Annotated in this window: 14 protein-coding genes and 2 pseudogenes; 15 read left to right on the top strand and 1 reads right to left on the bottom strand. The window is 61.8% G+C overall.

Features of this window, described 5'->3' with window-relative positions; translation table 11 throughout:
- The first annotated feature begins 53 nt into the window (after window positions 1-53).
- The 5 genes and pseudogenes from N7E02_RS00150 (at window position 54) to N7E02_RS00130 (ending at window position 5,263) form a co-directional block, all read left to right on the top strand.
- Window positions 54-1,025, top strand: a complete 972-nt coding sequence (locus N7E02_RS00150; RefSeq protein ID WP_286578125.1) for an ABC transporter permease — start codon at window positions 54-56, stop codon at window positions 1,023-1,025.
- Window positions 1,025-1,899, top strand: a pseudogene (locus tag N7E02_RS00145) (ABC transporter permease). The gene N7E02_RS00150 and the pseudogene N7E02_RS00145 overlap by 1 nt, the downstream one beginning before the upstream one ends.
- A pseudogene (locus tag N7E02_RS00140) lies at window positions 1,896-3,464 on the top strand (dipeptide ABC transporter ATP-binding protein); the annotation flags it as partial. The pseudogenes N7E02_RS00145 and N7E02_RS00140, both read left to right, overlap by 4 nt.
- Window positions 3,465-3,630: 166 nt before the next feature.
- Window positions 3,631-4,515: a polysaccharide deacetylase family protein gene (locus tag N7E02_RS00135; RefSeq protein WP_286578124.1), complete on the top strand. Its 885-nt coding sequence runs from the start codon at window positions 3,631-3,633 to the stop codon at window positions 4,513-4,515.
- The gene (locus N7E02_RS00130) at window positions 4,508-5,263 is read left to right on the top strand and encodes an SDR family NAD(P)-dependent oxidoreductase (RefSeq protein WP_286578123.1); all 756 of its coding nucleotides are present in this window, start codon (window positions 4,508-4,510) and stop codon (window positions 5,261-5,263) included. Before N7E02_RS00135 ends, N7E02_RS00130 begins: the two co-directional genes overlap by 8 nt.
- A 57-nt stretch (window positions 5,264-5,320) precedes the next feature.
- Here N7E02_RS00130 and N7E02_RS00125 read toward each other — a convergent pair whose 3' ends face one another.
- Window positions 5,321-5,641: a chorismate mutase gene (locus N7E02_RS00125; RefSeq protein WP_286578122.1), complete on the bottom strand. Its 321-nt coding sequence runs from the start codon at window positions 5,639-5,641 to the stop codon at window positions 5,321-5,323.
- A 285-nt stretch (window positions 5,642-5,926) separates the two neighbouring features.
- Between N7E02_RS00125 and N7E02_RS00120 the strand changes: the two genes are divergently transcribed.
- The 10 genes from N7E02_RS00120 (at window position 5,927) to N7E02_RS00080 (ending at window position 15,704) form a co-directional block, all read left to right on the top strand.
- Window positions 5,927-6,535 (top strand): DUF2026 family protein, encoded by a 609-nt coding sequence (locus N7E02_RS00120; protein WP_286578121.1) that lies wholly within the window; start codon window positions 5,927-5,929, stop codon window positions 6,533-6,535.
- A 440-nt stretch (window positions 6,536-6,975) separates the two neighbouring features.
- A complete protein-coding gene (locus N7E02_RS00115) occupies window positions 6,976-8,763 on the top strand; it encodes an IucA/IucC family protein (protein ID WP_286578120.1) in 1,788 nt (595 codons plus the stop codon).
- Window positions 8,747-8,953, top strand: coding sequence for a hypothetical protein (locus N7E02_RS00110; protein ID WP_286578119.1), 207 nt, complete (start codon window positions 8,747-8,749; stop codon window positions 8,951-8,953). The genes N7E02_RS00115 and N7E02_RS00110 overlap by 17 nt, the downstream gene beginning before the upstream one ends.
- Entirely contained in the window at window positions 8,950-10,473 is a 1,524-nt protein-coding gene (locus N7E02_RS00105; RefSeq protein WP_286578118.1) for an IucA/IucC family protein, read from the top strand. The genes N7E02_RS00110 and N7E02_RS00105 overlap by 4 nt, the downstream gene beginning before the upstream one ends.
- Window positions 10,470-11,747, top strand: a complete 1,278-nt coding sequence (locus N7E02_RS00100) for an AMP-binding protein (protein ID WP_286578117.1) — start codon at window positions 10,470-10,472, stop codon at window positions 11,745-11,747. The genes N7E02_RS00105 and N7E02_RS00100 overlap by 4 nt, the downstream gene beginning before the upstream one ends.
- Window positions 11,747-12,724: a DUF6005 family protein gene (locus N7E02_RS00095; RefSeq protein ID WP_510185295.1), complete on the top strand. Its 978-nt coding sequence runs from the start codon at window positions 11,747-11,749 to the stop codon at window positions 12,722-12,724. Before N7E02_RS00100 ends, N7E02_RS00095 begins: the two co-directional genes overlap by 1 nt.
- A gap of 38 nt (window positions 12,725-12,762) precedes the next feature.
- The gene (locus N7E02_RS30270) at window positions 12,763-13,080 is read left to right on the top strand and encodes a DUF6005 family protein (RefSeq protein ID WP_510185294.1); all 318 of its coding nucleotides are present in this window, start codon (window positions 12,763-12,765) and stop codon (window positions 13,078-13,080) included.
- Window positions 13,077-13,919, top strand: coding sequence for a sugar phosphate isomerase/epimerase family protein (locus N7E02_RS00090; RefSeq protein WP_286578116.1), 843 nt, complete (start codon window positions 13,077-13,079; stop codon window positions 13,917-13,919). Before N7E02_RS30270 ends, N7E02_RS00090 begins: the two co-directional genes overlap by 4 nt.
- 379 nt (window positions 13,920-14,298) lie before the next feature.
- On the top strand, window positions 14,299-14,601 hold the full coding sequence (locus tag N7E02_RS29285) for an RNA polymerase sigma factor (RefSeq protein ID WP_353622760.1): 303 nt from the start codon (window positions 14,299-14,301) through the stop codon (window positions 14,599-14,601).
- 143 nt (window positions 14,602-14,744) lie between these two features.
- Entirely contained in the window at window positions 14,745-15,704 is a 960-nt protein-coding gene (locus N7E02_RS00080; RefSeq protein ID WP_286578115.1) for a FecR family protein, read from the top strand.
- The last annotated feature ends 76 nt before the right edge of the window (window positions 15,705-15,780 follow it).

Here is a 15,780-nt window from a genome sequence, read left to right as displayed (position 1 = left end):
GCGGCGCCCTCGCGACATCTCAAGCCCGCACAAGACGGGAGGATGGGGAACGAATGCTAGGTTTTCTAATACAACGCCTGTGGCAGGCCGCGATCGTGGTGATCGCCATGTCGGCACTGGTTTTCTGCGGTGTCTATGCCGTCGGAAATCCGATCGACGTGCTGATCTCGCCGGACGCGACGCAGGATATCCGCGCCGCGGTGATCGCCCAATACGGGCTCGACCAGCCGCTCTGGCATCAATATCTGAGCTTCCTTGGCCGTGTGCTCGAGGGCGACTTCGGGCGCTCCTTCGTCTATAACATGCCGGTCAGCGAGTTGATCATGTCGCGCCTGCCGGCAACGCTGGAGCTGACGCTGGCCGCCGTCTTCTTCGCGGCGCTCGTCGGCATCCCGATCGGCATGTATGCCGGCTACAAGCCGAACAGCCCGGTCTCCCGCGTTGTCATGGCGCTTTCCATTCTCGGCTTTTCCGTGCCGACTTTCTGGTTCGGCCTGATGCTGATCATGGTCTTTGCCGTGCAATGCGGCTGCATGCCGGCCGGTGGCCGGGGTGATACGGTCAGCCTTTTCGGCGTCGATTTCAGCTTTCTGACGTTTGACGGCCTGTCACACATGATCCTGCCGGCGCTCAACCTGGCGCTCTTCAAGTTCTCGCTGATGATCCGGCTCGCCCGCGCCGGAACCCGCGAACTGATGCTGAGCGACACGGTGAAATTCGCCCGCGCCGCCGGGATTTCGGAATTCACCATCCTCAGCCGCCATGTGCTGCGGCTGATTTCCATCCCGCTCGTGACCGTCTTCGGCCTCGAACTCGGCTCGACGCTCGCCTTCGCCGTTGTCACCGAGACGATCTTCTCCTGGCCCGGCCTCGGCAAGCTGATCATCGACAGCATTACCTCGCTCGATCGCCCGGTCATGGTCGCCTATCTCATGCTCGTCGCACTTCTCTTCATCGTCATCAACCTTGTGGTCGACCTCACCTATGCGTTGCTCGACCCGCGCCTGCGGAAGGGAAGAGCCTGATGCGCGATACGCCGTTTTCCCGCTTCCTCGAAGAATTCCGCCGCAACAAGGTCGCAGCCGCCGCGGCGATCGTCGTGCTGCTGATCGTCGTCATCGCGCTGCTTGCACCGCTCCTGACCCCGCAGGATCCTTACGACCTCGCCCATCTCGTGCTGCGCGATGCCAGACGGCCGCCCGGCTATGTCGGCACCGGTGGCTATACCCATTGGCTCGGCACGGACAGCCAGGGGCGCGACCTCCTGTCGGCCATCATCTACGGCCTGCGGATCTCGCTGCAGATGGGTGTGATCGCCGGTGGCGTCGCCTTCGTCATTGGCGCCGTGGTCGGCTGCGCCGCGGCCTATATCGGCGGGCGGTTCGAAAGCCTCGTCATGCGCATCGTCGACCTGCAGCTCTCCTTCCCGGCGATCCTGCTTGCCTTCGTCATTGCCGCGATTCTCGGCCAGGGACGCTACCAGCTGATCCTGGCGCTGATCTTCGCGCAATATGCCTATTTCGCCCGTACCGCCCATGGCGCGGCCTCGGCCGAACGGCAGAAGGATTATGTCGAGGCAGCACTGTCGATTCCGCTCTCCCCTGGCGCGTGGTGCTGAAGCATATCCTGCCCAACTCGCTGCCGCCGCTGATCGTCGTCGCGACGGTGCAGGTGGCAAGCGCCATCTCGCTCGAAGCCACCCTCTCCTTCCTCGGCGTCGGCCTGCCGCCCACAGAACCGTCGCTCGGCATGCTCATCGCCAACGGCTTCCAGTATCTGCTGTCCGGCCGTTACTGGATCTCGATCTATCCCGGCGTCGCGCTCATCCTGTTCATCGTGTCGCTCAATCTCGTGGGCGACCAGATCCGCGACCAGCTGAACCCGAGGCTTCGCCGATGACCGCAGACACCAAAACGCCCCTCCTCGAAGTCTCCAATCTTCGCACCTGGTTTCCGAGTGGTCGCAGCGAGGTGAAAGCCGTCGATGGCGTCTCCTTCTCGCTGGCGCCGGGCGAAGTGCTGGGCCTCGTCGGTGAATCCGGCTCCGGCAAGTCGATCACTGGCTTCTCCATCATCGGCCTCATCGACGAGCCCGGCCGCATCGTCGAGGGTTCGATCAAGCTCGAGGGTCGCGAGCTGATCGGCCTCAAGCCGCATGAATTGCGGGCGATCCGCGGCAAGACCATCTCGATGGTCTTTCAGGATCCGATGATGACGCTCAACCCAGTGCTCAGCATCGGGACGCAGATCAGGCTGGCGCTTGAAGCACATGAGGAGATCAGCGCGTCAGAAGCCCGCGAGCGGGCGATCAGGGCGCTGGCGCAGGTGCGCATCACCGAACCGGAGCGCAAGGTCGATTTCTTCCCGCACCAGTTTTCCGGCGGCATGCGCCAGCGCGTGGCGATCGCGATCGCGCTGCTGCATCGTCCCAAACTGATCATCTGCGACGAACCGACGACGGCGCTCGACGTCTCGATCCAGGCGGAAATTCTGGCCGAGATGAAGGAACTGGTGGCCGAACTCGGCACGGCGCTGATCTGGATCAGCCATGATCTGGCAACCGTCGCCTCGATCGCCGATCGCGTCGCCGTCATGCGCTTCGGCAATATCGTCGAGATCGGCCCGGCGCTTGCCGTGCTAACCAAGCCGCAGCACGATTACACAAAGGCGTTGCTCGACGCTCTGCCCTCGCGCGCCAAGCCAGGACAGTTGCTGCTGCGTGGATCAGGCGTCGCCGATGCGGCCCCACCGCCGCGCAAGGCTGGAGCGGGCGATCTGCCGCCGCTCGGCAGTCCCTATCTGGTGATCGAGGAGGCGGTGAAGCGCTTCGAAAAGCCGGCGGGCTTCTTTAAGAACCTCGCCATCAAATCCGGCATTGCGCAGCCAGCATCGGTGGTCAACGCCGTCGATGGCGTTTCGATCACATTGAAGCGTGGCGAGGTGCTGGGGCTGGTCGGAGAATCCGGATCGGGCAAGTCGACGCTCGGCCGTATGGCGGCGGGCATTTCGGTGCCGACCTCGGGCACCGTACGTCTCGCGGGCAAGCCGGTGATGAGCAGCGGTCGCAGCCCGCGCAAGATCACCACACGCGTCCAGACCATCTTCCAGGATCCGTTCGCCTCTCTGAACGGCCGCATGCGCATCGGCGACATTCTGGCGGAAGGCCCGTTGGCGCACCGGCTGGTCACCCGCGCCGAAGCGCCGACCTATGTGCGCCAGTGGCTTGCCGCCGTCGGGCTCGATCCGGCTTTCGCCAACCGTTTTCCGCACCAGTTTTCCGGCGGCCAGCGGCAGCGTATCGCAATCGCCCGGGCGCTCGCCATGCAGCCGGATGTGGTTGTCTGCGACGAGCCGGTTGCCTCGCTCGACGTGTCGATCCAGGCGCAGATCATCAACCTGCTGATCCGCCTGCGTTCCGAACTGGACCTTTCGCTGATCTTCATCAGCCACGACCTCTCGGTCGTCCGTCACCTCTGCGACCGGGTGGCGATCATGTATCGCGGCCGGATCGTCGAGGAGGAGACGCCCAGGCAATCTACGACAACCCAGAACACGATTACACCAAGCGGCTGCTGGCAGCCGTACCCGTCCTGCCGCAAGCGGCCTGAAATCACGATCGGAGGAAGACGATATGGAACCATGGGAATGGGACGAAGCGACCTGGCGCGGCAAGGTCGAAAAGGTCCGCGCCGGCCGGTCGCTCAAGCCGAAGGCTTGGAAGGATGGCGCGCGCTGCGCCGTAGCACTTTCCTTCGACAGTGACCACGACACCAACGAGCTGCGGGACGGTGGCGAGTCCATCGGCCGCCTGTCCTGGGGCCAGTACGGCAACCGCAGAGGCGTGCCGCGCATCCTCGAAACGCTGAAGCAGGCCGCTGTTCCGGCCACCTTCTTCGTGCCGGCCGTTGCCGCCCTTCTCTATCCCGACGAGCAGAAGCAGGTCATCGCCGAAGGCCACGAGATCGGCCTGCATGGCTGGATTCACGAGGTGAACACCAAGGTTCCGCCGGAAAAGGAACGCGAACTGCATCTGCGCGCCGCCGATACGCTGGAAAAGATCACCGGCGTTCGCGCCGTCGGGATGCGTACCCCGTCCTGGGATTTTTCGCAGGTAACTCTGCAGATCGAGCGGGAGCTCGGCCTGCTCTACGATTCATCGCTGATGGCCGACGACGATCCCTACGAACTTGTCGAGGATGGCGAGCCAACGGGCATGGTCGAGCTGCCGGTGGAATGGATCCGCGACGACGCCGTCTATTTCAACATGAACCGCTTCACCGCCCATCGCCCCTATACGCCGCCACCGGCGGTGCTCGACATTTTCAAGCGTGAATTCGACCGCGCTTATCAGGAAGGCGGCCTGTTTCTCCTCACCATGCATCCGCATGTGACCGGTTACCGCTCCCGTATCTTCATTCTGGAGGAGCTGATCCGCCATATCCAGGAGCACGAGGGCGTCTGGTTCGGCACCCATGCGGATATCGCCCGCTTTGCTAAGGAGAATGCCGGTGAGTGATGCGGTGAGGAAGGTCGCGCTCGTCACCGGCGGCGGACGAGGCATCGGCCGCGGCTGCGCGCTCGATCTCGCCAAACACGGGTTCGACATCGCGCTTGTCGACCTGATCGAGAACGATCTTATCCGCACGGCGGCGGAGATCCGTGACCTCGGTCGGGAGGTGCTGACTTTCTTGGCCGACGTGCGCGACTACGCTCGCGCAGCCGAAATCATAGGCGAGGTCGATCGCGAGTGGGGCCGGATCGACGTGCTCTTCAACAATGCCGGACGATCGATGCCGAAGGGTGTCGAGGAGATCTCCGAGCAGGAATTTGACGACACGATCGCCATCAACCTCAAGGGCGCCTTCAACTATATCCAGCCGACGGTACCGGTCATGCGCCGCAATGGCGGCGGGCGGATCATCAACATGTCGTCGATGAACGCCCATACGGGCGGCGTCACCAGCGCCGTCAGCAAGTTTGCCTATACCGCCGCCAAGGCCGGCATTATCGGTATGACGCGATCGCTGGCGAAGGAACTCGGTCCCGAGATCGTCGTCAACGCCGTCTGCCCCGGCGTCATCAAGACCGAGCTGTCAAATGCGATGATCAGCGCCCGCGAGACCGAGCTTGCCGCCGGTATCTCGATGAAACGGGTCGGCACGCCACAGGATGTTGCGAGCGTCGTAACCTTCCTTGCGACGGCCGAGCCGAACTTCATGACCGGCCAGGACATCCAGATCGACGGAATGCAGTGGGTGCGGTGAGGCGGCGAGCCTCACCGACCACAACCGGCGTGGATGGCGGCCACTGAGATGCAGATCTCAGGACGCGGCCTTCTCTCCGCCGGCTTGAGCGAGTGCTATCGCGGTGTGGTTCTTCACCATTTCGCGCAAGAGGAAGCCCAGAAATTCCTGCGCCAGATCCGGGCTCAACTGCGCCCCGGCAGCGATACCCCGTACTCTTTCGAGTTGGGCATGTTCACGCGCCTCGTCACGCGCAGGAAGCCCGTATTGCGCCTTCAAATGCCCTACTCTCTCTGTGCAGCGAAACCGTTCGGCCAGGATGTTGATCAAAGCTGCGTCGATATTGTCGATCGATTGCCTGTAGTGGGAAACCAGGGTTTTAACGTCGGGGTTCGTCATCAGACATACCTTCATAACTGAATGATCCGCCGCGCCTGCGCATTGGCGCCGCAGCCTGCAGCTTAATCCCTCTTTCGGGCGAAGCAGCGTTTCGCTTTGTGAAATTCCTCGACAATCAGGTTACGGATGTAGGTTGAAACACATTGCCTGAAGCTACGGCGTCGAGAACATTCACGCATCCGGTTTGCCATTGCATCAGATTTCGGGATATCCCGCAGATCGTTTACATTGCCGCAGCCATCGCCTAGTGACGGCCCTCATCAATCGGACTTGCGGGCGAACACCATGTTGATCAAGCAGAGCGACTACCACCGGATCTATCGGGTCATCAACAGCCTGCTCCAGGCCGAGAACGCCGACCCGGCGACGGCGTCGATGTATTTCAGCACATTCGGTGCCTTCATTCTCAAACAGCATTACAAGCTCGATGCGGCGCCCAAAGGCGGCCTCGCGGCTTATAATCTCGGCGGCAAAGTCATCCTCTTCGCGGATCATCGCGAGGACGGTTACGTCACGGGAGCGGGCGAGAATTTTCACTGCTGGGTCGAAGCCGATGGTTGGGCGATCGACTTCATGGCGCCGGCATTCTCGGAAAGCGCGAAGGGACTGGCCCTGCCATCAAAGATGTTTCAGCGGCCGCTGTCATCCATGGCCGCGTCCATCAACGACGTCAGCAACTCGGGTGACTTCTTCCTGCAGCACGAGGCGCGCGCCATGGCAAATAACTTTGCCGCCTGGCAGAAACAGGGCGCGATCGGCGATCTCGCGAGCGTTGCAGCCAGATGGTTTCGCAAGTCACCGAAGCAGATGCCAGCTTCGATATCCATCGAGGGACCGGGTGGGAAGATGGACACCGTTCCACTACGCGGCAACGCGCTTTCCGGCGCCTGGTAGAGTTCTCAATAGCGAGACTCGGGCACGCCACCCGCACGCTCTCGCATTCCTTCTGCGCGACTTTCACGATGGAAGCCGCCGCCTTCTTCGGGGACGACACCACCCTGATGCAAAACGAGGCTTGAAGGGCCGTCACGGTACCTCCTTCGGCGTCAGGCCGTCTGCAGGCTGAATTCATCCTGAGCACCGCCCGGCCGACATCGATCATTCCGATCGATCAAAAAAGCTGACTGCGTGAAAAAAACGCGAGCGCCAGTCGTCTTTGACTTCGGGACATATCCAGGAACTCGACGAGGAACCGATATGACGAAGGACGGACGAATTCAGGCCGGGCTCATGAGTCCGAGCGCTGTGGAGCGCGATTTACCATCGGCCGAACCACCTGCCGCACGCACCGCGACTGCATCGAAGTTTGCTGCGACCGGTAGGTGAGAATACCCATGTCCATATCCTGGAAGGCCGCCGAGGCGGCCAGCTTTCAGAGCTTTGCGAATTGCTATCTGCGCGAGATCGACGGCGGCAAGCCGGTTCGGCACGCCATCCTGGCCGATCACGTCGATTGCATCGAATGGCTGCTTGCCGAAGACCGGATATCACTGCGGGCAGAGGTGACATCCGCCTCGCTCTGCGGGCCGCAGCATTTCGGTCGGGTCTGGAAACGGGCGGCGTCGGAAACGACGTGGCATCCGACCGATCCGATGTCGGCCCTGCAATCCCTGATGCGCGAGGCCTACCACACGCTGCGCGGCGGCGCTGGCGATGGCCTTCAGGGCTGTGAAACGGAATTGCTTCTGCGCGTCATGGACAGCCATCAGCAGATCAACATGCATGTCGAGCATGCGCTTGCAGATGGCAATCGCGAAGACGACTTCATCGCGGCAGAACAATCGCTGGTCTTCGGCCACTGGCTGCATCCGACGCCGAAGAGCCGGCAGGGTATGAATTTCTGGCAGCAGGAGACATATGCTCCGGAATTGCACGGCCAATTCCAGTTGCACTATTTTGCCGTGCGCAAGGATCTGGTCGAGCAGGCGTCAGCGATTGCCGAGCGGGCCACGTCAATCGTGGATACGCTGGCCCGACAGGGCGAAAGCGCGATATCGCCGACCGATGGCGAGATACTGCTGCCGATGCATCCGCTGCAGGCACAGGCGCTGCTTCTCGATTCCGATGTCGAGGCCCTGATCCGCGAAGGCAGCCTGCGCAGCTTAGGAGCCGCAGGCACGATGTTCACGGCGACCTCCTCAGTCAGGACCGTTTACAGCGCAGACGCTGACTGGATGCTGAAATTTTCCCTGCCCGTCCGCATCACGAATTCCGTGCGCATCAATCGGCGCAACGAGCTTGATGCGGGCGTCGCGATGGCAAGGCTCATCGAACGACGCGGTCTGGCGGGCGAAATGCCGGCATTTCGAATCATCAAGGACCCTGCCTTCATCACCCTCGCCATTCCCGGGCGCAGCGAGAGCGGTTTCGAGACCATCCTGAGGGAGAACCCGTTCAAGGGCAGGAACGGCAAGGGCATCGTGACGCTTGCGGCACTGACCGCCGACCCGTTACCAGGTGAGACATCACGGCTGGCACGCCTCATCAGCCGCATCCAGTCAATGGAAGGCGGGAATGTCTCCAAGATCGCCGCGGCCTGGTTCCGGCGCTACCTGAACTGCGCCGTCGAGCCCTTGATCCAGCTCTATGATCGACACGGCCTGGCGCTGGAGGCACACCAGCAGAACAGCCTGCTCGACATATCCCAGCTCTATCCGCGGCTGGGCTACTATCGCGACAACCAGGGCTTTTATCTCTCGGAGAGGCATCGCCCGGACATCATCGGGACCGTACCGGAAACCGAAACCATCGGCTCGCTCTACTTCGACGAAGCGGAGATCAATGATCGCTTCGCCTACTATCTCATCGTCAACCAAGTATTCTCCGTCATCAGCCGGATGACCCATGACGGGCTTGCCGATGAAATTGAGCTCATCCGCCTTCTGCGGCAGGCACTTGAAAACATGGCTGTCAGGCTGCGCGGATCGGGCCGGGATTTCATCCGACACATCCTCGACCGACCGCAGATCGGCACCAAGGCGAACCTCGCCACCCGCCTTGTCGACGTGGATGAATTAAACTCGGCGGCCGGCCATTCGCTTTATCGTACCATGCCGAACCCGCTGAGCCTCGCCGAAGTCGTAACCCAATCACAGGAGAGGCCCCATGCCATTGCCTCTTGAGGTCGCCGGCCACCCCGAGGACCGGGTGTTGAGACAGCTGGTCGCCGCGCTACTGTTCGAGGGACTGACATCCTTCACGGTAAGGGGTGATGACCGCGTGGCCTTCACGCTGGAGGAAGCGATTATCGCTGCCGCGCGTCCTTCAGCGCATTCGGTCGGATTCGCATCCGACCTGGATCGATCGAGATGAAGGGCGATGACGGCCGCTGGATCGCCGCGACGCTGGCCTCCATCGTCCGCTGCCTGCCGGGCACCGGCATCACCCGCGGCAAGCTTCTGCGGGAGATGGAGCAGACGATCGCGCTTTGCCGCTGGAACGAAGACAACATCCCTGCCCGTGATCGCCGCGCCATGTCCTTTGCCGAACTGGACGCCGCGCTGGATGAAGGTCACCCCTACCACCCTTGTTTCAAGGCCCGTTACGGCTTCACTCTCAAAGACAACCAGAGCTTCGGCCCGGAATCGATGCGCCCCTTCCAGCTGGTCTGGGTGCTGAATGCAAGGGACGACATCCGCCAGGAACTGCCACTCGCGGAAACCGCCTTCTGGCGCGGCGAACTCGGCGACGACATCTGGAGCGAAATAGAAAACAGACGGCAGGCCAAAGGCCTGGCATGGGAAGATTTCGCGCTCGTTCCGATGCATCCCTGGCAGTGGCAGCATCTTACAAGTGGCCCGGCTGCCGAACTTGTCTCTGCCGGCCGGCTGCATGCGCTCGGGGCGTTCGGCGACCGCTATCTGGCGAGCCAGTCGCTCCGGACGCTGCACAATGTCGACAGGCCATCCGCTGCCAGCATCAAGCTGCCGCTCGATGTCGTCAACACATCTTCACGCCGCATACTCGATCCCCATTCAGTGTGTACGGCGCCGGTCCTGTCGCGCTGGATCGCCGGCATGGTGACCGGCGACACGGCCTTTACCGACCGCTATCCGCTGACCATCCTGCAGGAATATGCCGGCGTGCTCGGTGAACATGAGGGCAGGCTCTCCGGCCAGATCGGTGCGATCTGGCGTGAAAGCGCTACCGCCGGATTGAATCCGGGCGAGAAGGTCATACCCTTCAACGCACTGATGATGCTGGAGGAGGACGGCAAGCCGTTCATCGACCTCTGGGTCCAGCGCTTCGGCCTGATGCCATGGCTCGACCGGCTTCTCGAAATCGCGATCCTGCCAGTCTGGCACCTGCTCGTGCATCACGGGCTTGCGGTCGAGGCCCATGGCCAGAACATGCTGCTCGTCCATCGCGATGGCTGGCCGGAAAGGCTCGTGCTGCGCGATTTCCATGAGAGCATCGAATTCTCTCCGACTTTCCTTCGCGAACCGGATGCAGCGCCGGATTTCCTCGCACTCAACCCGCTCTATCGCGAGGCGAAGCCCGACCAGTATTACTGGACCGACAATCTGGATTTCCTGCGCGAACTCGTGGTCGATACGCTGTTCATCTACAATCTGAGCGAAGTCGCGCATCTGTTCGAGGAAATTTATCGACTGCCTGAGGCGGCCTTCTGGGAACAGGTCGACCGCCTGCTCCACCGCTACGCGCGGGAGCACGACGCCAGCCGTCGCATGGCGGCGCTCGGCTACGACGAGCCGACGATCCTGACGGAATCACTGCTGACCAGAAAACTGCTCGCCCGCGAGCCTGAATACCACCACCGCATCCCGAACATCCTTGCCAACGTCACATCCCAGCGGAGGACGATGCCATGATCAAAATTGGCGACAGGCTGTATGACAAAGCCTTTTTCGACGCCCGCTCGGCAGAGCTTGCAAAGCTCGCCGGCATAGACGGTGAACACCGCGGCCGCTACGCCGTCTGCTTCAGCGACACGACGGAATGGCTGGCGCTGTTCTTCGCCATTCGCGATGCCGGCGCGAGCGTGCTGCCCATTCATCCCGCGACGCCCTATGCCGCCGCACGCAGGCTCGCGCTGCATGCAGGCTGCGACCGGCTGTTCTACAACAGCCTTGCCGGCGAAGTGCTTTCGGAGCGCCGAGTCGATGACCAGCCGGGGCAACTGCTGCAGATGAGCTCCGGCACCACGGGTGCGCCCAAGCTAATCGCCCGCAGCTGGGAAAGCATCCGCGTTGAAATCGAAAGCTATGTGCGGACGTTTAGCGCGCCGGAAGGCATGACGCCGGTCGTTGCCTGCCCGACGACCCACTCCTACGGCCTGATCTGCGGCATCCTCGTCGGCATTCATCGCGGTGTCGTGCCGGTCATTGTCGATACGGCCAATCCCAAGCATGTGCTCAAGGTGCTGCGCGAAACCGAGCGGCCACTGCTCTATACTTCGCCCGCCATCCTCAACATGCTGGCGCAACTCCTGCCCTCCGGCGAGACGATCCATGCGGCGATGACCTCAGGCACAGTCCTGCCCGAACCGTGGTTCGAGCGCATCCGCGCCAGATGCGCCCGGTTGTTCCAGCAATACGGGTGCTCCGAGGCCGGCTGCGTCGCGATCAATCCCGACCTGACCTCGGCAAACGACATGGGCTACATCCTCCCCCACGCGAAAGCCGAGACCGGCGACAGTCTGGAGACCGCGAGCGAGATTGTCCTTCGAAAGGACGACGGATCGGTGATCGGAACCAGCGACCTCGGCTATGTCAGGCCCGATGGCATGCTCGTCTTCGTCTCGCGCATGGATGACATGATCAATGTCGCCGGGCTTAACGTATATCCGGGCGACGTCGAGGACGCGGCGACCTCAATGCCGGGGGTCACAGATGCGGTTGCCTTCCGCAAGACCGACCGCTTTGCCGGCGAGCGAGTGGCGCTGCTGTTCAGCGCAGACGACGCGGTATCGCCCGGCGCCGTCAGGGAATGGCTAGGCCGCCATCTCGCCAGCCACCAGCTGCCGATGGAAATGATCCAGGTCGCGGAGGTTCCGCGCCAGGCCAACGGCAAGATCAACCGGCGCGATATCGCCGAGCGTCACGCTGCGGGGGCGTTCCTTCCGGCGCAAACGGGAGTGGCATGATGATGACCCGCGACGAAATCCTGACTGCCATCGAGACGGTGCTGAGCCAGCACATGGCTCATCCACACATGGATGGCTTCGCGCTTAAGGCGCGTCTCAACGAGGATCTCTATCTCGATTCCGTTCTGATGCTTCAGGTCTTCCTCAACCTCGAGCTGGAATTCGGCCTCGCAATGCCGGAAGAGGCAATTGCGAAGCAGGATGTCGAGACGGTCGACGACCTGGTCGGCCTCTACCTGCCGAAGCCTGCCGCTCCGTCCCTCCCCGCCCCGGCCCTCCCCGTCCCGTCCTTCCCACTCACCGGCGGCACGACGGACGAAGGCGTGCATGGCGAGGCCTATTACGACATCAAGGTCCATTGCTTTGTCAGTTGCGTCAGCGACGGACTGAAGAAGCAGAGCCTCGACCAGCGCCCTCTTTATTTCGGCGTGTGGGACGCGAAATTCGCCGTCAGCGAGCGCCATCAGCTTCGCTACCATGCCGATGACATCACCCAGGAATCGTTCCGATCATGGTTCGAGCGCCTCTACGGTGTGTCCGTCAGGGAGTGGTATGATCCGGCCCTGAGCAAGGAGGAAAACCTTGCTGTGATGACCGATCTGGTGAAGGCCCGTGGTGAGACAGGCTCGGTCATGGTCATGCTGGACATGTTCCACATGCCGGAGCGGGAGAACAAGTTCAACCAGGATCCCTTCCCCCACTATCTGATGCTTGAGGAGACCGAGGATCCCGACATCTGGTTCGTCAACGATCCCGATTTTCGCTGGGAAGGCAGGATGGAACGGGAAAAGGTCATCCACGCGATCATGCAGCCGACCGTCGGCGGCGGATATGTCTTCGACATATCGCAGGCGCGCATTCCAGCACCGGAGGATATCGCCGGCTTCTTCGAGAGCTGCTTCATCGCCGACCTCAACCCGATCGTTGACGCAGTGCGCGGTATCGTCACCGCGCATCTGGAGGAAGGAATGGCCTGAAGCTTTCGGATCTGGTCCTCGCCGTTCGCGAGCTACCGGTGCTGACCATCCGCAAATATGCCTATGAACATGGCTTCGCCTTCTTCTGGCGCGCGCTGAAACTGCCGGCCGGCGAATTCGAGGGCTGGTGCGAAGAGATCGAGGCGCTGGTGCAGTCGCTGAAGTCCCTGCACTACGCCTGCATGAAGCTCGGCCAGACCGGTGATCGCGAACAGGCCCGTGCTGTGTTCGACGCTCTGGATGAAGCAGACAGCATCGAGTTCCGCCTCAAGGCGAAGCTCGGCGAAGTCTTCGATGCCTGGCGCGATCGCCATTGCGCTGCCCCCATGGTCCCGATGCGGAGGATTGCCGTATGAACATTTCCCTTTGCACCATCACCTTCCGGCACCAGCTGATCTCGATTTCGGAAATCGCCAATTTCGCCCGCGGCAACGGCTTTAACGGCATCGAGCTCTGGGGTGCTCATGCCCGCAACCTTGCGAGCCAGCTCGACAAGGATGCCGACTGGCTGCGCGACTACGACCTCTTCGTCCCGATGATCAGCGATTATCTTCCGCTCGACGGCGACCGCGAGGCTTTGCGCCGCAAGACGATCGAGCTCAGCGGCCTTGCCCGTCGCTGGAAGGCGAAGAAGATCAGAACCTTTGCCGGTAGCCGGGCGAGCAATGCGGTGACCGACGACGAGCGGCGCCGCCTCGCCGGCGACCTTCGGGAGGTCGCCGCGACCGTGGCCGATTTCGGTATAGATCTCCTTGTCGAAACCCATCCCGACACGCTGGCCGACAACGCGGCATCGACGATCCGGCTCATCGAAGAAGTCGACCATCCGGCGCTGAAGATCAATTTCGACGTGCTGCATGTCTGGGAAGCTGGCGATGACGCGGTGCAGCTACACAGGCAGATCGCGCCGCTCGTCAGGCACTACCACCTGAAGAACATCACCGATCGCCGCCATCTCCCAGTCTTCGCCCCGGCCAATGTCTATGCCGCCGCAGGTAGCCGCGCGGGCATGACCTCGCTGTTTTCCGGACTGGTGGATTACCGCGAGATCGTGTCGGCGATCCCTGCGATGTCCACGGGAGACGTGTCTCTGGAATGGTTCGGCAATGACTGCTTCCAGACGCTCGCAAATGATTGTGCCACGCTGCGTGATCTCGATGCCATACCGCAAGCGACGCGGGCCATGGCGCGCTAGGGTCGCGATCGACATTACGAACGAATGAATAATATGACTATCTAAATCAAGTTTTTGCTGCTAGGGAAGTGCACCCTGAGGTTTACCCTCTCAGGCCGACCACTTCAGTCAATCGACCACCTCTCGGAAGACAGCGTGCACGAACGACAGACGAAGCAGCAAGACCGCCGTGACATGAGCCTGGACGCGAACAATATCTATATGGGCCATCGGGCGGCACTTATCAGCTACTCGGCCCGCATCCTGGGATCCCGGGATACGGCAGAAGATATCGTGCAGGAAGCCTATCTACGCTTCGTGCCGGACATGCCGCCGACCGAGACGGCCCGCCAGGGACTGGCCTATCTCTATCAGAATCGTCCGCAATCTCTCGCTCGACATGGTCAAACGTCGCAAGATCGAGCAGCGTGCGCAGTCCGACGATCCGCCGTTCTGGATCGTGCCGCGCGCCTCCGATACGCCCGAACAGACGACGATGTTCTGCGACGAGGTGCGCATAGCCCAACAGGTGCTGGCATCTCTGCCGGAAGATGTGAGGATCGCGGTCGAGATGCATCGTCACGGCGGCCAGACGCTGGAGGCGGTAGCAAGGCATCTCGGTGTATCGGTTGCTACCGCGCATCGGCATGTCAGGACTGCGATGGTGAAGATCGCAGTCGCGCTCGATAGAAAAAATGCCTGAACTTCTTTTCCGCGACGAAAAATTTACCCGCGATAATCGTTTCTACTTTCGACGAGTGGACTCGGATAGAATTCTTCGACATCCGAAGTGGGTATGATTTGACGCGGCACGGCCACATCAGTGAAGAACGGCTTGAAGAGGCGATGGACTGGTTCCTGCGCCTGAACGACCCGTCCCGCACGAAAGGCGACGAGGCAGCCTTCAGGATATGGATGAGCCAGTCCGCCGGAAACCGGGATGCCTGGAAAAAGGCCTGTCGCACCTGGCAGGTCATGGGAGAGACGGTTCCCGTCTTCGACCAGAGCCATGTCCACGAACTGCAGGCCGAGAGACGCAGGCCGCAGGCGAGGCACGAGCTGCGTTCCGGCCGTCGTTGGAGCACCCGAGGAAAGATTGCGATCGGCATCGCGGCACTTGCAGCCTGTCTCGTGGCCGTTATTGCGGCCCCAACCTTCCTGACGCGCATCGAGGCGGATTACACGACGGCAACGGCGGAAATCCGTCGGGTGACGCTGGCAGACGGCTCGACTGTCGACCTGGGCGCAGCAAGCGCCATCGCTGTCGATTTCTCCGCAGGCAGTCGCCAGGTCCGCCTTCTGTCGGGAGAGGCCTATTTCGACGTCCGCCCGGATACCGCACGTCCCTTCACCGTCAAGACGGGTGAACTGGATGTCACCGTACTCGGCACTGCCTTTGATGTGAACGTCACGCCCGAGATCGAGACCGTGCAACTTGCGCATGGCATCGTCAGTCTTTCCAGAGCCGCGAGCGGCGACACGGTGAGAATGATCGCGGGCGATATCGTGACGCTCGACCGGGCGAGCGGACGGCTGTCCCGCTCGACCGTGGACGTCGACACGATCGCCTCCTGGCGCGACCGCAAGCTTTTCGTCCAGGACGTGCCGATTTCGGCGGTGATTGCCGAACTCCAGCGCTACCATCCGTCATGGATCACGATGGCAAGCGTCGAACTTGGTGATCGACGCATTACCGGTCTCTACGATCTCGCCGACCCCGACCGCGCGCTTGAAGCCCTGGTCAGCCCCTATGGCGGCAAGGTCCATCATGTCTCGCCCTATCTGCGGGTGCTCACGCTTTTCTAGCCGGATTTCCGATCTGGCGCATTTGCGCAAAATTTTTCGCATTGCGATGAAAAATGCGCGGAGGCTGGTCGTCTCT

It is taken from the genome of Terrirhizobium terrae (assembly GCF_030323265.1).
Lineage (GTDB): Bacteria > Pseudomonadota > Alphaproteobacteria > Rhizobiales > Rhizobiaceae > Neorhizobium.
The sequence above is the reverse complement of the archived record's forward strand: the minus strand, read 5'-3'. Positions and strand labels throughout refer to the sequence as shown.